The following is a 21,460-nucleotide window of genomic DNA, read 5'->3' as shown; positions in this document are numbered from 1 at the left end:
AATAATAATGTTCTTTAAATAGATGACTAGACAGCAACGAAAGTATAAAATGAGGGGGCATTCGATGGAGACTAAATCTTCCAAATATGAAATAAATGTAAATGGATCTTTATTCGATTGGGATTTGGATGATGCAACGTTTAGATTTGAGAACGACGATGTGGTAGTATTTTGGGTAAACACAGCTTTCAAGACACTGCTGGACTCCATTGAAGAAATCTCTGGTGAAGAGTCGGCCAAGCTTGTGCTAGAAACAGCAGGGTACCGTACAGGGAAAATTGTCAGCAAATTTTATTTGGAATCGAATAAAGAAAAAGAAGACATTATCAATCATCTGCCCAATATTTATCTAACTGGGTTGGGGAAAAACAGACATTGTTTCCTTCTGTCTCGAAGAAAAGAAAGCCATTGTACGTGTTAACAGCGGCTGGGAATATAAGATTAATATTGCTCAAAGGAAAAAAACAGAAGGCACTTTTTTGCCTGGACATTGGGCAGGGGTGTTAAGCGGCCTGTTTGAAACAAATATATGGTATAAAGTGAGGCAAAGCCAGGTCCAGGGGGACCAGTATTCCGAATACGAATTTTTCGAATCCGAAATTACACCTTCCCAGAATATTAGCGCAATGATAAAAGAGCGGACACAAAGCGCCCAGAAAGAGCTGGAAAAGGAAATTGCTGAGCAGACCAGAGTATTGTCTGAAATCATTAAAGAGATTTCTTCTCCTATTATACCTGTGATCGATTCCATTTTGGTCATCCCTTTGGTTGGAAGATATGAAGAGCTGCGGGCAGAGGAATTGCTGAACAGAACATTACTGAATCTTCCCCGATATAAAGCTGAGTATCTAATACTGGACTTAACTGCATTAAAAGGGGTAGATCAATATACTCTGGATTTCCTGAAGAAATTTGTCCGAGCCGCTTCCCTATTGGGCAGCAACTGCATATTTGTCGGGATTTCACCAGAACTTAGCCTCCAAATAGTAGAGAGCGGAAATAAAGAAACGCAAATTCCATGTTTCTCCATCCTGCAGCAGGGAATCACCTACGCACTGGATCAATTGGGATTGGAGATTTCTCCTAAGAGATAATGAGGAAAAACCAGCATTTAGGGCCAATGCTGGTTTTTTACTGCTTATTAATGCAACTAGACTTTAACGATATTTCCTTCTGCAGGTATCGGATGAGCTTTCAACATTCTAGCAAAATGGATTAAATTATAGGCCATTATTTTGGCATGCTGTCTTGTGAAGTCATTTTCATAGCCCTTTGCTTCAATGAAGGATGGGCCGGGACCAGCCTCTCCAACCCAATAAGTGTCAACATTTGGCGGTATGGTGAATCCCATATGGGAGAGTGAATATAGCACAGAACGCGAAACATGTTTGGCTCCATCTTCATTGCCAGTCACCACTACGCCGCCAACCTTATTGTAATAAATATACTGCCCTTTTTCATTGGTCAGACTGCTCCCTCCATATAATCTTTCGATCACTTTAGTGGTGATGCTGCTTTGCTCGCCAAGCCAGATGGGAGAACCAAGGATAAGGATATCTGCCTCTTCAACCTTCTTAAAAATATCCGGCCATTCATCCTCCTGATCCACAGCTTCAGAAGTAATGCCATATCCAATCTTAAAGTCTGCAGCTGTAATGACCTCTGTTTCCACTTCCGTTTCATCAAAAAATTTAATAACCTCATCTATAAGTGCATCGGTATTGGAGGGTTCACTGCTCTTTTTTAGCGTACAGTTTAATACTAAAGCATTAATTGTCATGGTTAATCAACTCCCTTTCTATTATCCAATACTCTTAATTCCCTTTACTTTGGTTCAAAAACAATAAAATAAAGGAAATGTGATGATTTTAACGAATTACATAAATTGGAATGGGATGGGAGGACTGAAAATGATCTATGAAATGACGATTCAATTCAGGGTGCTGGACATGAAAAAGGGACTGTGGTGGTACGAAACTTTACTTAATAAACAACCTGATTTCATTCCGCATGAAGGTTTTGCAGAGTGGGAACTCATCACAGGGTGCTGGCTTCAGATAGCTGAGGGAACTCCCAGTATAGGAAGCGGTCCAATTAGGCTGGGTGTGCCTGATCTTGAACAGGAACGTGAAAGGCTGATCACAGAATTAAAAATAACACCATTTGATATCCATTCGAGGAAAGAAGTCCCTGTTAAGTGGGCAACATTCTCGGATCCCTGGGGAAATAGAATTGGATATTTTGAATATATCGATAAGCATGAAAGGGAAACTCAAATAAAAAAGGTAATCAAAAATGAACGGGGGAGATGAAAGCTATGGATCATCATTTTATAGAAAGAGAGGAAGACTTTACCCTTCATTATCTGGAATGGATACCTGCATTCGAGAATGACAGCCTTCCTGTAATATGCATTCATGGGAACCTTTCAAATGGAAGAATGTTCAGGTGGATTGGGGAAAAACTATCTCAAGGAAAATGGGGAAAACCAAGACGGGTCATTTCAATTGATTTAAGAGGGTGCGGGGACAGCGGCCTTCCGAAGACCGGCTTTACAATCCGGCATCTGGCCAGTGATATTGAGGCGGTTCTCCAGCACGCCGGAATTGAGAAAGCACACTTTATTTCATTTTCCAGGGGAGTCCCGAATACTGTGCAGTTTGCAGTAGATTATCCTGGCAAAATTAAGGGCTTTGTGGTAGGGGACTTTCCTGCAAAAAGCTTTGTTATGAAAAAGGAATGGGTTGAAAACATAATCGCCAGATATAAAGTTCATCAGACATGGGAGGAGCTTTATCAGGCTATCTCCCCTAATCAGGAAATCAGCCCGGAAGAATTTGCAGAAAGAAAGGAAGAATTCTATGTGAAAAAAGAAGATGGAATTCACGCAAGGGTTCATAAAGATCTCCCCATGAAACTTCAGATGGATTCAGAGGATTTGGACTTAACCTATGGGCTGGATCAAATTGAAGGGCCGGTCCTTTTATTGCGCGGAGAGGAAAAAGGCACTCTGATAAAGGAAGAAGAGGTGCAGGAATTTAGAAGATATCACCCTTCATTAAAAGAAGAATTGATTGCAGGGGCAGGACATTCCGTTTTTGATCCGAAAGAACAAACAGAAAGTATTTTCAAAGATTATTTTGAAAGCCTTGACATAAAAAGGAGGACATAATGAAGATTCGAAGTATTGGCCATTCAGAGCCCCCTCCTATGAACCTGCTATTATTGGCAGATCCTTCAATTGAATTTATTGAGGATTATCTAAATCGAGGGGAAACATATATTGCTGAACTTAACGGAGCAGCAGTCGGCGTTTATATCCTTCTTGCCACAAGGCCAGGAACCTGTGAGATTGTTAATATTGCCGTTAGTGAAAAATATCAGGGAGAGGGCATCGGCAAAAAACTTCTTCAGCATGCAATAGAGCTTGCTTTTCAAGGTGGAAATAAAACCCTTGAAATTGGTACGGGGAATTCCAGTATCGGGCAGCTGGCTCTTTACCAAAAATGCGGTTTTAGAATCACTGGGGTCGATAGAGATTTTTTTGTGCGGCATTACAAAGAAGATATCCATGAAAATGGAATTCTTTGCCGGGATATGATCAGACTGTCTATGGATTTACAAAGACAGAGCCCAAAATGATTAGGGAGGGCAATGAAAAGGGCAAACTAAAAGCTGATTTCATGAATGTTATGCTGTAATGTGTTACGTTAAAATTAGAACAGTCAGAAAAGGAGTGTTTGGTTTTGCGTGAAAAGGAAAATTTAAAGGAAGACATTCTGAATGCCTATCAATTCAGGCATGCGACAAAGGAATTTGATCCAAATAAAGAAATTCCCGAAGAAGATTTTCGATTTATATTGGAGACAGGCCGTCTGTCACCAAGTTCATTTGGCTTTGAACCATGGCGTTTTGTGGTTGTTCAGAATCAGGAGCTCCGTGAGAAAATTAAGAATGCCTCCTGGGGAGCATTCGGTAAACTGCCTGAAGCAAGTCACTTTGTTTTAGTCCTGGCAAGAACGAAAAAAGATACTAAATATGATTCCCAGTATCTGCAGGATCATTTTAGAAATACTCTGGGGATGCCCGAAGAAATGATGGAAAAATATTTGCAGCGGATAGAGGAATTCCAGAAGTCAGATTTTGATCTTCTGGAAGGAGACCGCCCTCTCTTTGATTGGGCCTGTAAGCAAAGCTACATCGCACTGGGAAATATGATGACCGCTGCTGCACAAATTGGCATAGACTCCTGCCCAATTGAAGGTTTCGATATCGAGAAAATGAATAAGCTGCTGAATGAGGAAGGTTTGCTTGAAGAAGGAAGCTTCGGGCTGTCGGTAATGTGTGCATTTGGGTACAGAGTGAAAGACCCAAGGCCGAAAACACGCAGACCATTCGATGATATTGTAAAGTGGATTGATTAGGAAAAGAGCTTTGACTCTTTTCCTTTTTTATTGCTTAAGAAAGGAAATTGAAATTATAGCTAGAAAACTAATAAGAAATCAAATACGCCTAATTATGAAAGGAAATAATTTATGAAGATAACGAAAGAAAGATTTGAGAATACAGGCAGATGGATTAAAAGAAATGCAAGGCCGCTTGAATCAGCTTTATGGTCATACCATTTTGAGGATCGTAATGATGAAGGGGTAATAAAATGTATTGAAGCTTTTCAGAATGACGATGGAGGATTCGGCCATGGCATTGAACCTGATTTCTGGTCCCCTTACTCTTCCCCGATGGCTTCATGGGCGGCCGGACAAATTTTGATGGACATTGAAGCAAAACCCGAGTTAAATGTTGTACAAAAACTAGTCAATTATTTAGAACACAGCTATATGCATGAGAAGAAAATGTGGCCATCAGTTACGCCTTCAAACAACGAGTACCCACATGCTCCATGGTGGCATTGGACAGAGAATGTCCAGGAAAATTGGTCTTATAACCCAAGTGCGGAGCTTGCCGGGTTCTTATTGCATTGGTCATCGTCTGGAAGCCGTGCTGCTGAAATAGGGTGGAAAACAATTAAGAATGCATCTGATTACTTAATGGAAGCCGATGAGATGGATAGACATGAAATTAACAATTTTCAGCAGCTGGTAAAGCTAATGTCTAAGCAGGAAATTGAATTTGATTCCAGAATTAATTACTCTCTCAAGCATACGGCTGAGAAAGTGAATGCTCTTGCATACAAAGCTGCCGGGAAGAACAAAGGAGATTGGGGATTAGGCTATACAGCCACTCCCTTGGATTTTGCTGAGCATCCAGAAGATTCTCTTTCTATGAAATTTGGAACGTTAATTGATGATAATCTTGATTTCTATATTGAGCAGATCTCAAATGAAGGAACATGGGATATTTCCTGGAGCTGGGGACAATTTGATAATGAATTCCAAATTGCACGCAATCATTGGAAAGGAATACTTGCAGTTAAGCGATATAAAATATTGCATTCTTTTGGAAGGCTTGACGTTTAATAAATGAGGTGAAAATTATGAATCTAGTGATGAAAAGTGACTTAGCTGAGAGGCTGGACCAGGCAGAGACAGATGTGCTGCACTCCAGATTGACAGCTATTAAAAATCGGGATGAAAACCCAATGGGCGTTGAGATTAAAAGAATTGGCCAGACAACCGCTTTTTTTGCCAGGAATATTCCGGGTCCATCATTCAATCTCGTTAAAGGATTTAAGGAAGCCGATACAGAAGTTCTGGATCAAATAGTTGATTTCTACCAGGGAAAAGGAATCCCAATTCGATTGGAGATCACACCATCAAACGGATCATCAGATTTACTGAAGCTGCTTCATCAAAAAGGATTTTATCAATGTGATTTCCATACCACTTTGTTTGCGGAGCCTTCAGATCTTGTGGATCTTCCCATTCATGCTGGCATTGATATACGCAGGATGCAAAGAAAGGAATTTGATCTTTTCGGCGAGGTGTATACAAAGGGATTTGGCATGCCTGTTTTCCTTAGCCAGGGGATAGCTGAAAATAATGAGGTGCTTTATGGCAATGAAAACTGGGCCTTTTACCTAGCATTTGTAAACAACGAACCAGCTGGAATAGGTGTCATTTTTATGGAAGAAGGGGTGGCAAATCTTGCGGCCGCGGCTGTTTTGCCTTCTTTCAGAAACAGGGGAGTCCACAGCGCGCTTATTCAAGCCCGAATCTGCCAAGCGATTACAAATAATGCCGAGCTGCTGACTGGTCAGGCAAGGTTTGGTTCGGTAAGCCAGAATAATATGGAAAAAGCAGGTTTGAAAATTGGATATACAAAAGCAATTTGGATAAGGGAATAAAAGCGCTTGAAGGCAGGAAGGTGCAAAATGAAGCATAAGATACATATCAGGAAAACGGGTGTTGAGGATATTCCCAAGCTTGCCCGTTTAATGGGAGACTTGGGTTATCCTGTATCGCAAGAGCAAATGGAAACAAGGCTTAATAACATCGGCTCACATCCTGATTACTGCACATTAGTGGCATGTCTAATAGATAAGGTTATTGGCATGGCTGGATTCCATACAGGTCTTTTATACAATACTGACGGCATTCATATCCGGGTTATTGCTTTAGTTACTGATAGTAATTACAGAGGGATTGGTGCAGGCAAGAAGCTGATGCTGGCTGTGGAAGATTTTGCAGAACAATTGGGGGCTACCGGAATCGTACTAAATAGCGGAAACAGGACTGAGCGTGAAGACGCTCATCATTTTTATTTAAGTTTAGGGTATCAGGCAAAGAGTACTGGGTTTGTGAAAACTCTCAACTAGGCAGCGGGAATTGAGGTGAAGGAATAGGAAAACCAGGCTGTTTAAGAGCCTGGTTTTTCTTTATAAAGAAGCTTTTGCATCCATCCCAGAAAGGGACGAGTCTATACTCGCGATACCACTCTAATTCTGCAGTTCAAAACTGTAGCACTCAGCTACGTACAATCATACGCGTTCCAATGTAACGGTGGAAAACCCGTCAAAGCTTACTGTATTTCAGCTTTGCATCTCAGAGATGATCTTCGGATCAGGTACTGGACACCGGCTTTCACCATATGCCGGCTCTCTTTGGAAAAGCATTCCTGTCTTACTCTTCTCGTCAGCGACTTATTATTTGAAATTAATTAGTTGACAAGTAAATATTTTTTGTTAATTAAAATTACTTTTTTGGATAAAAGCGTTAAAGTAGACGGATATAGAGGTATTTACCGAATTATTACAGTAGACTGACTAGAATAAGAAAGTATTTTCTTGTTTAACAGTGCAAGGTGAAGAGGTAAATAATAAATATTCAATTGGAAGAGTGCTCATTAGGATATCGTTATCAAAAGTGGAAAAAATACGTTTACAGAATGGAAAGACTAGGAGACAATCATGATTAGAATACAAGCTGTAAATAAGAAAGATGAACTGCAGAAAGATATTACATTTGAGAGGCTGAAAGCAGAGTGGGAAAGTTATAAGTGGTTTTGGGTTGATTTTGATCAGCCAAACGAGGAGGAAACAGCTGAACTCGACAAGACTTTTCATTTTCATCCCCTGGCAATAGAGGATTGTGTTGTTAAACTCCAGCGTCCTAAAATGGATTATTATGAAGACTACAGCTTTTTTGTCACCCATAGCTTAAATCATATTAACGAAGATAAGCAGGAAATCAACTTTTTCATCGGTTCAAATTACATAGTATCGTACCACCATGAGCTCTCCAAAGAAATGAATGATGTTTGGGAAAGGCTGAGCCAGAGTAAGAAAATCAATAAATGGGACCCCTATTTGGTCATGTATCATATCATTGATAAAATAGTGGATAATTACTTTCCCATCGTTTATCACCTGGAAGATCGTTTGAGTCTCATTGAAGATAATCCAAATGATGAAACAATGGAAGAATTATTGGAGAAATTATTTGATATCCGTCATCATTTATTGCAGATAAGATATACAGTCATTCCAATGCGGGATTTAATATACCGTGTCATTAATTCTCATAGGCTTAAAGGCGTAAAGGAAAGATACGAATACTTTGCTGATATTCATGACCATTTGTTGAAATTGACTGAAATGATTGATGAAAACAGGGAATTGACGACCGATATCCGTGACAGTTATTTATCGATCAACTCCCATCAGACAAACCGGGTGATGAGAGTCCTTACCGTGATAACCACCATATTCATGCCATTAACCTTCATAGCGGGCATTTACGGAATGAATTTTGAAAACATGCCGGAATTAACATGGAAATATGGTTACTTTGAAACGCTGTTTTTAATGTTTATTATTGCCTTAGGCATGTTTTGGTGGTTTAAGAAGAAGGGCTGGTTTCGATAAAAGCATAATGAAAGCTTTGCCTGAAATTTTTGGCAGAGCTTTTTTTATTGGTTTTGTTTTGAGGAAGGGAGGAGAACTTTTTACTTATATGGAATGTTAATGTAATAGATTCGCCAGAGGCGGATTGGATAGAAAAATTAAGAAACGGGTGAACGGGTATGGATATTTTCGAGGTTAAATCCATTGAAGGATATAAAAAAGAGCTGTCCAAACTATTAATTGAGGTGGTAAATGAGGGAGCGTCAATAGGGTTTCTGCCTCCGCTTGATCAAGCTAAGGCAGAGGAATATTGGGAGGATTTATTAAAAAACAATGATGTGGTTTTGTTTTTAGCTGTAATGGATGGAAAAGCTGCCGGAACAATCCAGCTCCATTTATGCCAGAAAGAAAATGGAAGCCATCGTGCGGAGATTGCAAAATTAATGACTGACCCCTCCATCCGCAGAAAGGGTTTGGGACGATTGCTATTAAAAGCGGCAGAAGATAAAGCGAAACAGGAGGGCCGAAGCCTGCTTGTACTTGATACAAGAGAAGGTGATGTTTCCAATATCCTTTATCAATCAGCAGGATATGTTAAAGCAGGCATCATACCAGGCTTCGCACAGTCTGAACAAGGCAATCTGGAGGCGACAGTGATTTATTATAAAAATCTAAACGTGACTTATGACACAAAAACTTCAAGTTAATAGAATGCTTCACTAAATTTTTCATTTATAATGATAAGGTATATTATATTTACAGATGTATTTCTATTTACAAAGGAGTTTATATGATTATTTTCAATCAGCTGGGAGTATTAAAAGAGAGTAAAAACCGGGATACGGAACAGCTTTTCTACGTATTTATACAATCTGAACAAGGTATGTCTAAATGGAGCAATACGGTTTTTCTTACCTGCTGAAATGATTCAATCCGAATACTTTTGGTCACCGGTTAAACTCTCACTGGAAATTGCCTCTATATCGCTTCTCGCTGTTTTAGTGATAGGGGTTTTAGCTGCAAAACTGATGGCAAATCGGACGTTTAAAGGCCAGGCAATTATAGATACTTTGCTGCTTTTGCCATTGGTCCTTCCACCTTCCGTTGTAGGATTTCTGCTTATTGTGGTTTTTGGAAAGCAATCTTTCGTCGGACGAGGGATTGAATCGCTGTTTAACGGGCCAGTCATTTTTACGTGGTGGGCTGCTGTCATTGCCGCGGCCGTTGTAGCATTTCCACTGATGTATCAATCTGCCAGGGCTGGTTTTGAATCCATTGACAATGAGATTGAAGACGCCTCAAGAGTCGATGGTGCATCAGATTTAAAGGTTTTTCTGTATGTAACGATGCCGCTGGCTTCTAAAGCCATCATGACAGGAGCAATATTAAGCTTTGCCAGGGCAATAGGGGAATTCGGCGCCACATTAATGTTTGCAGGCAATATTCCCGGAAAGACACAAACACTTCCCACCGCGATCTACGTTGCTATGGATTCAGGGGATATGGAACTGGCTTGGATGTGGGTTTCAATTATATTACTTATTTCAACTTCCATGCTTGTGTTCATGAATTTTATTAAGAAACGTTTCTAGAAAGGCGGAATGCAGTCATGTGCAAACCGCCTTTTTTAGTGTGAGCAATTGGATTAATTCACATCAATAAGCGCCACTCGTTCATGAGTATTCTATCTGAAAAGCACTATTCCTAGTGATAAGCGCCATTGGCTGATGATGATTCAGTCCAAAAGGCATTATTCTCATTCATAAGCGTCATTGACTGCTGTTAATTCGGCCTGAAAGGGCGCTATTGGGAATAGATTAGCGCCATTCACACAAGCTGATTTTGCTTGAAAGGCAATATCTAATCATAAGAGAGCCATTCGTTCTTTATTGTTGAACCTTGAATCGTATAGCCAAGCTAAGGGAGAGAGAAATGCTTGCATACATATACGAAAGCATTATTATCACAGGGATAAGCCTGTTAACAGCCAATGTATTTTTTCAGAGCGAAGGTGCTCCTGGTGAGTGGCAGTTTATAAGAAGGTATATTGAAACTGGTATTTCTTAAATAAACTTTTAACAAATTGATTTTTAAATAAAGAAAGGCACAGGAATTTCCCTTTTTAATCTTTTATCAGCTGGTACAGTCTAAACATATCATCTCTGCTGAAGATTTTCGGAACAGGATACAGGGGATTGGCTTCCTTTAAGGCACGTTCAGCCATGATTGGAATGTCCCTGTCTTGAATTCCGCTTACTTTTGGCGGGATCCCCATTCTGCTGTTTAGGGATTTTATGCTAAGAATAAAATTTTTAGCATTTTCTTCAGCCGAATCTGACGCATTGCCGATACCTGCGGCCACTGCCAGCTCGGCCAAAGGGTCCCATACTGCCTCTCCATATTGCTCCAGGACATATGGAAGGATGACGGCATTTGCCAAACCGTGAGGGACCGAATAAAAACCTCCGAGTGTATGGGCAATAGCATGAACATTGCCAACATAGGCCCTGGTGAAAGCCAATCCTGCAAGATACGCAGCTTTCTGCATATTGGCTCTTGCCGTCAGGTTTTCGCCATTCTGGTATGTTTCATAAAGATTATCATAAATTAGGCGGACTGCATTTATGCTGAATTTTCTAGTCTCTGCTGTATTGCTTCTGCCAATGTAGGCTTCGATGGCATGGGTTAGTGCATCCATACCGGTTGCAGCTGTTATATGAGGAGGCATTTTTAATGTAATCAACGGGTCAAGAACTGCATAATGCGGGATTAAGTTCAAATCAATAATCGCATATTTCTCGTGTGAGCTGCTGTCAGTAATGACCGCTGCAACGGTGGCTTCACTTCCAGTACCTGCCGTGGTCGGGACTGCAAAAATGGGAGGGAGCTCTTTTCTAACCTTAAATTGGCCTTTCATTTGTGAAATGCTTTTCTCTGGCCTCATAACTCTTGCACCAACTCCTTTGGCGCAATCCATCGGAGAACCCCCGCCAAAAGCAATAATCCCCTGGCAGTCATTCTTTTTATATACCTCAAGTGCTTCTTCTATATTCGTAATTGTAGGATTTGGAATGGTTTTATCATATATATAAAACTCAATGTTCTTTTTCTGTAAATTTGAAAGCAAACCATCCATTAGGCCAAGACCACTGATGCCGCTGTCAGTTACAATCAGAGTTCTGCTGATCTCATTCTTCTTAATAACATCAGGAAGCTTGTCCAGGCTATTGGGACCTTCTAATAATTCCGGTTCCCGCCATGGCAGAAAAGGCGATCCCAGCTTGAAGGTTTTTTGAACCATTCGGCAGTATATTTTATACATTCCCTCACCCCTAAACTTATCGGAAAATTCTAATATTATAAATCATATATACCTTTATGTTAAAGAAGAAGTCAATATGCTGAATGATGTAAAATAATCAGTGATTAAAAATGAGTTAAAACACTTGGCTAAATTAATTCAGCTTTCTTCCCTGCCTTTCTCGTTTTCAATGCGGAATGATGAAAGAGTTCAATCCGGATGATTGACACAATCATAAATGTATTTTATAATTATCTCGAAATCGAGATAAATTAATTCGAAGTATTGGCAGGTGATAATATGAAAAGGCCTTGCCCTAACCCGGCATTCCTGATTCTCATGCAGACATCCAAATCCATTCATGAATGCATAAAGGACAGTATCACCAATTATAGCCTTAGCATGACCGAGTTTTCAGTGCTGGAAGCTCTATACCACAATGATATGCAGACGATACACGAAATTGGAAAGAGGATATTAATTACGAGCGGCTCGATGACTTATGTAATTGATAAGCTTGTGGAAAAGGGATATGCCAAAAGAATCGCATGTCCGAATGACCGCCGGGCGATTCATATTGGTTTAACTGACAAAGGAAATAAGTTATTGGAAGAGATTATGCCGAAACACCAGCAAAAGGTGAATACTTTTTTTGAAGAACTGATTTCAGATGAGCTGGATGATTTAATAAATTTACTTGAAAAAGTTAAAAAGCGGACAGAGATTTAAATTAATATCTTGAATTAAAAATATTTGAATTGAAATGAGTTTTATTGGCTGAATTTAGGATACATTAAATAGGAAGAGGTGTTTACAGTGGGCAGAAAAACTAGCGGGATCCATCATATCACTGCCATCGTCGGCCATCCGCAGGATAATGTCGATTTTTATGCAGGTGTACTAGGTTTGAGAATGGTCAAGCAGACCGTAAATTTTGATGACCCCGGCACTTACCATCTGTACTTTGGCAATCAAGAAGGAAAGCCGGGGACAATCATTACTTTCTTTCCATGGGCAAATGCTTTCCAGGGAGTTATAGGGGATGGCCAGGTTGGGGTCACCTCCTATGCCATTCCCAAAGGTGCCCTTGGATTTTGGCAAGACAGATTTAAGAAATTTAATATTTCTTACACAAGGGAAAAAAGATTCGGAGAAGAATTGATAAAGCTTCTTGATCCACATGGCCTTGTATTAGAGTTGGTAGAAAGAGATGAGGGAGAAATAAATACATGGTCTTTTGGAGGCATCACTCCAGATGCTGCAATAAAGGGATTTGCTGGGGCGACTCTTTATTCATCCCAGCCTGAACAAACGGCAAACCTGCTTGAAAGGGTAATGGGCCTTGAACGTATTGGGGAAGAGGAAGAAATGATCCGGTTCCAATCCACTGCCCAAATCGGCAATGTCATAGACCTGAAAAAGGTTTCCGGCAAGCGCGGCCAGATGGGTGTCGGTACAGTCCATCATATCGCCTGGCGGGCAGAAGATGATGAGGATCAATTGGAGTGGCAGGAGTATGTGAGGTCAAATGGATATAGTGTGACGCCAGTCAGGGATCGGAATTATTTTAATGCCATTTATTTTCGGGAGCAAGGGGAAATTCTGTTTGAGATTGCAACCGACCCTCCTGGATTTGCGCATGACGAATCACCTGGGAAAATGGGAGAGAAGCTGATGCTTCCTGAACAATATGAGGATATGAGAAATCGCATCGAGCGGAAATTAATCCCAATTGAAGTTAGGGAACTGGATTAAAACGAAGAGGGGAAGATACTATGAAACATATTTTTCAACAAGGAAAAGATCCTTCTAAACCTGTATTATTGCTGCTTCACGGAACAGGAGGTACAGAAACTGACCTGCTTCCGCTTGCAGGGCATATTGATCCGGAGGCCTCTGTTCTAAGTGTGCGCGGAAATGTGCTGGAAAATGGTATGCCGAGATTTTTCCGCAGACTGGCAGAAGGTGTCTTTGATGAAGAGGATTTGATTTTTCGCACTAAAGAATTAAACGGATATTTAGATGAAGCTGCACAGAAATACAAATTTAAGCGTGAAAACATAGTGGCAATTGGCTATTCCAATGGAGCTAATATTGCAGGAAGCTTATTATTCCATCATGAAAACTCCTTAAGAGCAGCGATTCTGCACCATCCGATGGTTCCAAGGCGTGGTGCTGAATTGCCTGATCTTAGCGGAACATCAGTATTTATCGCTGCAGGAACCAATGACCCGATTTGTCCCGCAGAAGAATCTACTGATTTACAGTCTTTATTGGAAAGTGCAGGAGCGAAAGTCGAGCTTCACTGGGAAAGTTTTGGACACCAATTAACCATGGGTGAGGTTCAAGCTGCAGCCCGCTGGTATAAACAAATATAAAATTAGTTAATGCAATGAATTAATAGGGAAGACTATGAAAGAATAGGCGGTGCTGATATGGGTATCCTATCAAGGTTATTTGGAAATTCAACTAAAAAGGAGACGATTAATATGGAAAATGTGAAATTGGCCGTAATTTTTTACAGCATGGGCGGAACAAACTATCAATTGTCTAAATGGGCGGAGGAAGGCGGCAAAGAAGCTGGTGCGGAAGTTAGGGTTTTTAAGGTTCCAGAATTGGCACCGCAATCTGCAATTGAAGGCAATCCTGTATGGAAAGCAACTGTCGAGGCAACAAAGGATGTGCCTGAAATCAAGCCGGACGATCTTGAATGGGCAGATGCCATTATATTCAGCGTGCCGACCCGTTTCGGCAATATGCCTTCCCAAATGAAGCAGTTCCTTGATACAACTGGCGGTCTTTGGGCGAAAGGAAAGCTTGCGAATAAGGCAGTAAGTGCAATGACATCAGCCCAAAATCCTCATGGGGGGCAGGAAGCAACAATTCTTTCCCTTTATACAACAATGTATCATTGGGGAGCGATTGTCGCTGCTCCTGGATATACAGATCCGGTTCTCTTCGGAGCAGGAGGCAATCCGTATGGAACTAGCGTAACAGTTGACCAGGATGGAAAAATGATTGAAGATGTGAAGGAAGCTGTTAAGCATCAGGCGAAAAGAACCGTCACAGTTGCCGGGTGGATAAAAAAAGGTAATCAGTAAACATAATAGATGGAGCAATTGTTATTCAATTGCTCCCTTTACATGTAAAGGGGAGAAATGGCGTATGGAAAATGAGGAGATTACTAAGCGGGAAATTGCTTCAATCAGGAAAGTATATCTGCAGGAGCATAGCCCCATTCATGCAGCAGGCCCTGTGATAGAACCAGGGAATTGGGAGAAGTTTGACCCATTCCTTCTGATGATGGAGGATAAATTTCAAAAAGGTGCGTTTGACATCCATCCCCATCGCGGTATAGAAACCGTAACTTATGTTATTGAAGGGGCTATTGAACATTTCGATAGTCATTCCGGTGAAGGAGGCGTGTTAGGGCCAGGAGATGTTCAATGGATGACAGCAGGCAGCGGTGTCGTTCATAACGAAGTGCCATCAGAAGGAATAACTGCCCATTCGCTGCAGCTGTGGATCAATCTGCCCAGCGGGAAGAAAATGACAGCGCCTAGATATCAAAATCTTAAAGGCAGTGAAGTTCCTGTCAGAGAGGAAGATGGCGTTATTTTTAAAGTCTTCTCCGGATCCTCAAAGGGGGTTGTATCTCCTGCCTTAAATCATGTGCCTGTAACGATGGTTGAAGCTAACATGAAAAAAGGAGCGGAAGCCTCGCAAGATCTGCCTGGAAGCTACAAGGGCTTCATCTATATTATAGAAGGCAGCGGGGTTTTTGGAGAAAATGAAGCATATGCAGCAAAAGGCCAGGTTCTTGAATTGGGAGATGGCGGGGACGCTGGAAGCGAAATTTTCATCAAAGCCGAAGAGCCTTTGCGCTTTTTACTATATGCAGGCGAGCCAGTCAAAGAACAGGTTGTTGCCCGTGGACCGTTTGTTATGAACACGGAAGAAGAAATACGAACCGCATATAAGGAGTATATGGAAGGTACCTTTCTAAAATAAGAAGAGGGTGAGGAGCAATCATATGGTTGCTCTTTTTTTGCCGGGAGTATTGGTTTTCAGAAGGACATTACCTGTATTTTAGAGAAGTACTAATCAAATCTAAATAAGGAGTTGGCCTATAATGTATGAAGTTAAAACCAAAGAGAACGATAACAGTGTATTTGAATTCATAGAAAAAGTTGAGAGTCCTAAAAAGAGGGAGGATGCATATAGGCTGCTGGATATCTTTACAGAAACGACAGGCTATCAGGCAAAAATGTGGGGACCAAGCATCATTGGCTTTGGTTCGTATCATTATAAATATGCAACTGGTCATGAAGGGGATGCACCACTTGTTGGCTTTTCGCCAAGAAAGGCAAAAATTAGCCTTTATTTTGCACCCGGGGATAGAAAAAGAGATGAATTGCTTGAAAGGTTTGGGAAACATACCACCGGAAAAGCTTGTGTGTACATAAATAAGATTGCAGATATCGATGTAGAAGTGCTAAAGGAATTAATTGTTCAATCAATTGATTTTTTAAGAGAGACTTACCCGGAGTAATAGGAAGTCCAGTATGTAAATACTCTCGGATCCATGAGGCAGAAACACTTATTCATCCGCCCGGAGATCTGGTGTTATTTACCAGGTTACTTGACTCTCAGAATGATATATTTTTTAATTAAGTATATCATTTTGAAGGTGAGCCTATGAAGCCAAGTCTAACACCCATCGAGCCGGCAGCAAGACACGGAAGAAAAAAATTATATGTCTCCATTAATAAAAAGTTTGTACTCAGCCACCTCTCTTCAGCAGTATGGCTGACTTTTTCTATATATCTATCGCTGCCATGGCTGAAGGACTTATCGGAAATTGTCACACTCCCGATCAGTATTCTTATTATTGGCGGTATTGCCTATTTACCTGGCTATATGAATGCCTTTCTGGTGATGAGCCTGCTTTTGGACAGGCAGCCTTCATTTAAAAATCCGGATCCTGATAAGGAAGTGACATTGCTGGTAGCTGCCTTCAATGAAGAGAATACAATCTTTCAGACGTTAAGCTATGTGGCAAGCCAGGATTATAAAGGCAAAATTAAAGCTATTGTCATAGACAATCGTTCCTCAGACAATACCTATTGTGAATTAGTAAGGGCTCAAAAAGAGCTTAACCTTGAAATCAAGGTTTTAAAGGAATCTAAGCCGGGAAAATTCCATGCGTTAAACAAAGGGCTGCAGCATGTGACAACAGAGTATGTTATCTCGCTTGATGCCGATACCCTGCTTCATCCTTCAGCGGTCCGCTTTTTAGTGGCACGCATGGAAAGCAGTCCTGAAGAAGTGTGTGCCGTAGCAGGCTCCATGCTTGTGCGCAATAGCCGTGAAAACCTATTGACTAAAATACAGGAGTGGGATTATTATCTGGGGATTGCTTCAATAAAGAGGCTGCAGGGGTTATATCAGGGAACACTGGTTGCTCAAGGGGCCTTCAGTTTGTACAAAACAAATTCCGTCCGCCAGGTAAATGGCTGGCCCGATGCCATTGGCGAAGATATTGTCTTGACATGGAGACTTCTTCAGAAAGAATGGAAAGTGTATTTTGAGCCGCTGGCTGCAGCATTTACGGATGTTCCTTCCAATCTATCACACTTTGCAAAGCAAAGGTCCAGGTGGGCAAGGGGAATGATTGAAGGCCTGAATGAAATTAAACCATGGAATCAGCCCCAAATTTACACAAAATATTTAACGGGCGTTAACCTTGTTATGCCATATCTGGACATGGTGTATACTTTCTTCTGGATCCCTGGATTAATGCTGGCATTCTTCGGTTATTTCTGGGTAGTTGGTCCAATGACCTTATTTGTCCTGCCGCTTACAATTCTAAGTTACGGTATCTTATATATGTATCAAAAGCATTATGTTTTTAAAAATCTTAATTTGAAAGTAAGAAAAAATATATTAGGTTTTTTTGCATTTATCCTTTTTTATCAAATGATTATGTCGCCCATATCTGTATGCGGATACTTTCAGGAACTTTTCAAGTTAAAGCGTGTCTGGGATTGATCTTCGCTGTGGCAAGTAGCGGAGGTTTTTTTGATTTTTTAATGCACATTTTCCTCAATCATTCTTATAATATTGAAGAAAAAAGAATTGCAGAGTCATTTTTATTGCTTTTGGTTTGCGTTGGAGATAAAATGTTTACCAAAGTAAACTTTTTAAGTTAGGCGCATATACTTTTAGTAATCTAGGATATATATTTTTTTAACGCAAAAGTTGCCCTAGTGAAACTTTTTGGCAACAGTGAAAAAGGAGAGAGTGAAATGTCGCAGGAAGTATTATTTGCATTAGGTCTCACATTGTTTGCCGGCTTAGCGACAGGTATTGGCAGTTTAATGGCTTTTTTTACTTCTAGAACGAATACGAAGTTTTTATCATTGGCACTTGGATTTTCGGCAGGTGTAATGATTTATGTCTCCATGATTGAAATATTTGTAAAAGCAAAAGATGCACTTGTAGGAGCATTAGGTCAAGTAAACGGCAATTGGGCAACAGTTGGAGGTTTTTTTGGGGGGATAGTCCTTATTGCACTAATAGATCGGTTTATTCCTAAAAAGGATAACCCGCATGAAGTAAGAACAGTTGAAGAGATGAATGATGCAGGCAAGGTTGTCGAAGATCCGGCCCTCTTAAAAATGGGGACCTTTGCCGCTTTGGCGATTGCGATTCATAACTTCCCGGAAGGAATTGCAACTTTTACATCTGCACTTCAGGACCCATCGCTTGGAATCGCCATTGCGGCGGCTATCGCGATCCATAATATCCCAGAGGGGATTGCTGTCTCAGTTCCTGTCTATTATGCCACTGGGAGCAAGAAGAAGGCTTTTAAGCTCTCATTTTTATCAGGGCTCTCAGAGCCAATTGGCGCATTTGTCGCATACTTGATTTTAATGCCATATTTAAACGATGTAATGTTTGGAGTCATTTTTGCTGCAGTTGCCGGAATAATGGTGTTCATTTCTCTAGATGAATTATTGCCGGCTGCCAAGAAGTATGATGAAGCCCATACTTCCATTTATGGACTTGTGGCAGGAATGGCCGTCATGGCGCTCAGCTTGCTGCTGTTTTTATAACAAAGAAAGCAGTCTCCTATTGTGCAGGAGGCTGCTTTCTTCATTTCACAATTAATGAGCTGTGCCTTTGTCAAAGTTGCTGCCGCTGACATCGGCAATATTTTCTATAGCCACTAATGCATTCGGATCGATATCTTCCACAATCGAACGGAGCGTAGATAATTCAATCCGTGTTACGATGGTATAAATGATTTTTTTCGGCTCCCCGGTAAAAACACCCTGGCCCTGAATATAGGTCATCCCCCGCCCTAATTGCTTCATAAGCTCTGCAGAGATTTCTTCAGGCATATCGGAAATGATCGTAACCGACTTCAGCTCTTCCATACCTTCCACAACGATATCAATCATTTTATATGCAATATAATAGGTGATAATGGAGTACATGGCAGTTTCCCAGCTGAAAACGAGGAAGGCCGCAAGAATAAATATAAATACGTTGACAATCATGATGAATTGGCCGACAGACACTGGGCGCTTCTTGCTGACTAGGATGGCGATAATTTCTGAACCGTCCAAAGCTCCGCCAGTCCTGATCACAAGGCCGACCCCTGTACCGAGAATGACAGCTCCAATGACCGTCGCTAAAAATAAATCATTGGTTACCGGCTCAAAATGATGCAGATAAGCGGTACTGGCAGATAAAACAATAACACCGTATAACGTATGTATCGTAAATTTCATTCCTATTTTACGGAAGCCAATATAGAGAAATGGCAGATTTAAAACAATCAGGAATATACTCATGGTTAACCCGGTCAGTTCAGCAGCGATAATGGAAAGACCGATAACCCCGCCATCGAGAATATTATTGGGAACAAGGAAAAACTCAAGTCCTGCCGCTGCAATCACCGCACCTAGCGTAATCATGATGAGCTGCCTTATCTCTTTTATTACCCGTTTTTTCTTTGTCATTGCCAATATGATCAAGCCCTTCTTTTTTAAATACTTTCATATTATAGCACTTATATAGAAAAATCTTTAAGCAGGAACCACTTAGCTGCAAAAAAGGAAATAATACGGGAAGCGTTGAATGTAATTAATTGGATTAAAAAAAAGCGAGGTAAATATATGACTGCTGCTTACGTGGATTGGGGCGGAGCAAGGATAAAATTAACCTGGAAGGAGGCAGCCTATCTTCCGGAGAGAGAATTTATTACGAGCGCTCATGGGTTTTGCTTTTTAGAGGGAAAGGTTTTATTAGTGAATTTGCAGAACCGGGGGTGGGATATTCCCGGCGGCCACATAGAAAAGGGTGAAAGCCCGAAGCAATGTTTTAAGAGAGAAGCCATGGAAGAAGGCTATGCCGAAGGGCAGTGCACACAATTGGGATATATTATCGTAGACCATAGCGAGAATCTGCAGTGGACTGAAAGCAGCGTATATCCCAAAATAGGCTATCAGGTTTTTTATCATATGGAAATAGAAAGAATGTATGACTTTGAAGCCCGGTATGAGTCATCAGAAAGGAAGCTGGTCGATCCTCTGCAAATAACTGAGTTTTGCAAGGGATGGCATGAAACACTTGCTGAGGCTTTAAACTCAGCAATGAAAAGGAGCTCCTCCATTTTATGAACCAAAACGAAATAGAGCATGACTGCTCCTTTTTCCATTATGATCCGTTTTTATTCTGGGCCAATTTTTTTCGGTCTTTTGTGCCGGGCGGCTTTTCCATCCAATGATGTTTAATCATAATGTCTGCTCCCGTTTTGGCATATTTGGCAATCTCAATGGACAAGCGTTCATAATTAATGGCCAGGTCGCTGCGCTGGCTGGCAGCTGCTGCCGTAGCATAATTTCCGGTTCCTGCTGCACTTATTAAACTCATATGGAACATGATCAGCTTATCTGAAAAAGTCTGTGTAACCGAATTGCTGACACTGACATCAGGCAGACGGGGTGTTGGAATATCATTTTGCAGCAGAATATCTGAGAAGATTTTAATATGTTTGTTGGCTATTTCTGCACCTCTAAGCATAAAATCTGAGACCTCTTTTGTCGATGAGGTCTGAGCAAAACTGAGGCTTAAGTTTACCCCCATGGCATTGGTCATGACATTCATATACAAATGAGATATTTCTATTGCATTTAACGGCCTTTTATTCGCCAAAGGATTCAGCCCGCTTAAATAATTTTTGCTATCTATATATTCAGTCACATCCGGAGTTTCAATATAAGGGTGCCTTGCAAGCAGGCCTTTGCTGAGGGCAATCCGGGTTGATTTATTATATAAAACGGAAGTTTCATGAAGCCCATTTGTAAAGTATTCACACATGTCTTCCCTTGAACTCATGGAAAGAAAGCCGCCATAAGAAATAAGACCTGTCCGAGCCATATGGTTAATATACGTTAAACAGAACATATCGGAAAAGAGCCATGGGGCAGACATAATGACGTCGTTATCAGAAAAACCATTAGGCACCGGCATCTCATTCTGCTGAAAAAACTTGACAAGTTTTTTTAAATGGGTGGTGGTCAAATTATATGCGTATTGGACCACTCCCTTAATTTCTTTGTCATCGAGATCTTTAAGCATAAACCCTAAAATGCACTTAGCCATGCTGTCATTCATATAGGAAGTCCACAAAGATGCAATTTCAGCGGCTGTGAGACGTGTCTTATTCTTTTGCATTGGATTGCCTCCATTATACGATTATTGACTATGGTTGATATTTTTTCCTTTAAAGTGGTTCTTATTCTTTTTCCGGATTAAGTCATCAATCAGCATTTTGAAAGGGGCCT

General features: G+C 40.8%; 26 protein-coding genes and 1 other annotated feature. Of the genes, 22 read left to right on the top strand and 4 right to left on the bottom strand.

Translation table 11 applies throughout. The features are described 5' to 3' along the window. The first annotated feature begins 64 nt into the window (after positions 1-64). Positions 65-421 (top strand): hypothetical protein, encoded by a 357-nt coding sequence (locus A361_RS30970; protein WP_236887905.1) that lies wholly within the window; start codon positions 65-67, stop codon positions 419-421. A 58-nt stretch (positions 422-479) separates the two neighbouring features. Then, positions 480-1,094: an STAS domain-containing protein gene (locus A361_RS30965; RefSeq protein ID WP_236887904.1), complete on the top strand. Its 615-nt coding sequence runs from the start codon at positions 480-482 to the stop codon at positions 1,092-1,094. Between the two features lie 56 nt (positions 1,095-1,150). Here the strand turns inward: A361_RS30965 and A361_RS17690 are convergent, their stop codons facing one another. After that, complete coding sequence (locus A361_RS17690; protein ID WP_009333575.1) at positions 1,151-1,780, bottom strand: flavodoxin family protein; 630 nt, start codon at positions 1,778-1,780, stop codon at positions 1,151-1,153. Positions 1,781-1,910: 130 nt separating this feature from the next. On the opposite strand from A361_RS17690, the gene A361_RS17685 reads away from it, so the two are divergent. The 11 genes from A361_RS17685 (at position 1,911) to A361_RS31285 (ending at position 10,369) form a co-directional block, all read left to right on the top strand. Then, positions 1,911-2,312, top strand: coding sequence for a VOC family protein (locus A361_RS17685; protein WP_019382508.1), 402 nt, complete (start codon positions 1,911-1,913; stop codon positions 2,310-2,312). 5 nt (positions 2,313-2,317) lie between these two features. Beyond that, complete coding sequence (locus A361_RS17680; RefSeq protein ID WP_009333577.1) at positions 2,318-3,172, top strand: alpha/beta fold hydrolase; 855 nt, start codon at positions 2,318-2,320, stop codon at positions 3,170-3,172. Further along, entirely contained in the window at positions 3,172-3,642 is a 471-nt protein-coding gene (locus A361_RS17675; protein ID WP_009333578.1) for a GNAT family N-acetyltransferase, read from the top strand. Before A361_RS17680 ends, A361_RS17675 begins: the two co-directional genes overlap by 1 nt. A gap of 104 nt (positions 3,643-3,746) precedes the next feature. Next, positions 3,747-4,424: an NAD(P)H-dependent oxidoreductase gene (locus tag A361_RS17670; protein WP_019382509.1), complete on the top strand. Its 678-nt coding sequence runs from the start codon at positions 3,747-3,749 to the stop codon at positions 4,422-4,424. Positions 4,425-4,535: 111 nt separating this feature from the next. Continuing rightward, positions 4,536-5,477 carry a hypothetical protein gene (locus tag A361_RS17665; RefSeq protein WP_019382510.1) on the top strand — a complete coding sequence of 314 codons (942 nt, stop codon included), beginning with the start codon at positions 4,536-4,538 and terminating at the stop codon, positions 5,475-5,477. 17 nt (positions 5,478-5,494) lie between these two features. Then, complete coding sequence (locus A361_RS17660; protein WP_019382511.1) at positions 5,495-6,304, top strand: GNAT family N-acetyltransferase; 810 nt, start codon at positions 5,495-5,497, stop codon at positions 6,302-6,304. A 27-nt stretch (positions 6,305-6,331) separates the two neighbouring features. After that, entirely contained in the window at positions 6,332-6,775 is a 444-nt protein-coding gene (locus A361_RS17655; protein ID WP_019382512.1) for a GNAT family N-acetyltransferase, read from the top strand. A gap of 88 nt (positions 6,776-6,863) precedes the next feature. Continuing rightward, positions 6,864-7,104 (bottom strand) — a binding site (T-box leader). Between the two features lie 262 nt (positions 7,105-7,366). Next, positions 7,367-8,323, top strand: a complete 957-nt coding sequence (gene corA / locus A361_RS17650; RefSeq protein ID WP_009333583.1) for a magnesium/cobalt transporter CorA — start codon at positions 7,367-7,369, stop codon at positions 8,321-8,323. Positions 8,324-8,481: 158 nt separating this feature from the next. Then, on the top strand, positions 8,482-9,009 hold the full coding sequence (locus A361_RS17645; RefSeq protein ID WP_009333584.1) for a GNAT family N-acetyltransferase: 528 nt from the start codon (positions 8,482-8,484) through the stop codon (positions 9,007-9,009). Between the two features lie 216 nt (positions 9,010-9,225). Next, positions 9,226-9,894: a molybdate ABC transporter permease subunit gene (gene modB, locus A361_RS17640; RefSeq protein WP_009333585.1), complete on the top strand. Its 669-nt coding sequence runs from the start codon at positions 9,226-9,228 to the stop codon at positions 9,892-9,894. A gap of 340 nt (positions 9,895-10,234) precedes the next feature. Then, positions 10,235-10,369 carry a hypothetical protein gene (locus tag A361_RS31285; protein WP_019382515.1) on the top strand — a complete coding sequence of 45 codons (135 nt, stop codon included), beginning with the start codon at positions 10,235-10,237 and terminating at the stop codon, positions 10,367-10,369. Between the two features lie 55 nt (positions 10,370-10,424). Here the strand turns inward: A361_RS31285 and A361_RS17635 are convergent, their stop codons facing one another. Next, the gene (locus A361_RS17635) at positions 10,425-11,624 is read right to left on the bottom strand and encodes an iron-containing alcohol dehydrogenase (RefSeq protein WP_019382516.1); all 1,200 of its coding nucleotides are present in this window, start codon (positions 11,622-11,624) and stop codon (positions 10,425-10,427) included. A 279-nt stretch (positions 11,625-11,903) separates the two neighbouring features. Between A361_RS17635 and A361_RS17630 the strand changes: the two genes are divergently transcribed. From A361_RS17630 to zupT, 8 genes are all read left to right on the top strand, one after another. Beyond that, on the top strand, positions 11,904-12,332 hold the full coding sequence (locus A361_RS17630) for a MarR family winged helix-turn-helix transcriptional regulator (RefSeq protein WP_019382517.1): 429 nt from the start codon (positions 11,904-11,906) through the stop codon (positions 12,330-12,332). Positions 12,333-12,419: 87 nt separating this feature from the next. Next, complete coding sequence (locus A361_RS17625) at positions 12,420-13,358, top strand: ring-cleaving dioxygenase (RefSeq protein WP_019382518.1); 939 nt, start codon at positions 12,420-12,422, stop codon at positions 13,356-13,358. A 20-nt stretch (positions 13,359-13,378) separates the two neighbouring features. Beyond that, complete coding sequence (locus A361_RS17620) at positions 13,379-13,981, top strand: alpha/beta hydrolase (protein ID WP_019382519.1); 603 nt, start codon at positions 13,379-13,381, stop codon at positions 13,979-13,981. 111 nt (positions 13,982-14,092) lie between these two features. Continuing rightward, complete coding sequence (gene wrbA, locus A361_RS17615) at positions 14,093-14,704, top strand: NAD(P)H:quinone oxidoreductase (protein WP_019382520.1); 612 nt, start codon at positions 14,093-14,095, stop codon at positions 14,702-14,704. 64 nt (positions 14,705-14,768) lie between these two features. Further along, positions 14,769-15,614, top strand: coding sequence for a pirin family protein (locus A361_RS17610; protein ID WP_019382521.1), 846 nt, complete (start codon positions 14,769-14,771; stop codon positions 15,612-15,614). Between the two features lie 121 nt (positions 15,615-15,735). Next, a complete protein-coding gene (locus A361_RS17605) occupies positions 15,736-16,155 on the top strand; it encodes a DUF1801 domain-containing protein (RefSeq protein WP_019382522.1) in 420 nt (139 codons plus the stop codon). Between the two features lie 146 nt (positions 16,156-16,301). Next, complete coding sequence (locus A361_RS17600) at positions 16,302-17,654, top strand: glycosyltransferase family 2 protein (protein ID WP_019382523.1); 1,353 nt, start codon at positions 16,302-16,304, stop codon at positions 17,652-17,654. A gap of 257 nt (positions 17,655-17,911) precedes the next feature. After that, positions 17,912-18,721, top strand: a complete 810-nt coding sequence (zupT, locus tag A361_RS17595) for a zinc transporter ZupT (protein WP_009333594.1) — start codon at positions 17,912-17,914, stop codon at positions 18,719-18,721. A 51-nt stretch (positions 18,722-18,772) separates the two neighbouring features. Here zupT and A361_RS17590 read toward each other — a convergent pair whose 3' ends face one another. Next, positions 18,773-19,633, bottom strand: a complete 861-nt coding sequence (locus A361_RS17590; RefSeq protein ID WP_051005566.1) for a YitT family protein — start codon at positions 19,631-19,633, stop codon at positions 18,773-18,775. A gap of 156 nt (positions 19,634-19,789) precedes the next feature. Here A361_RS17590 and A361_RS17585 point away from each other — a divergent pair, with 156 nt between their 5' ends. Then, positions 19,790-20,293 carry an NUDIX hydrolase gene (locus A361_RS17585; protein ID WP_009333596.1) on the top strand — a complete coding sequence of 168 codons (504 nt, stop codon included), beginning with the start codon at positions 19,790-19,792 and terminating at the stop codon, positions 20,291-20,293. A gap of 37 nt (positions 20,294-20,330) precedes the next feature. On the opposite strand, the gene A361_RS17580 is transcribed toward A361_RS17585, so the two are convergent. Beyond that, complete coding sequence (locus A361_RS17580) at positions 20,331-21,350, bottom strand: DUF3231 family protein (RefSeq protein ID WP_019382526.1); 1,020 nt, start codon at positions 21,348-21,350, stop codon at positions 20,331-20,333. Positions 21,351-21,460: the final 110 nt, after the last annotated feature.

Origin of the sequence: Cytobacillus oceanisediminis 2691, assembly GCF_000294775.2 — a bacterium.
Taxonomy (GTDB): domain Bacteria; phylum Bacillota; class Bacilli; order Bacillales; family Cytobacillaceae; genus Cytobacillus; species Cytobacillus pseudoceanisediminis.
The sequence above is the reverse complement of the archived record's forward strand: the minus strand, read 5'-3'. Positions and strand labels throughout refer to the sequence as shown.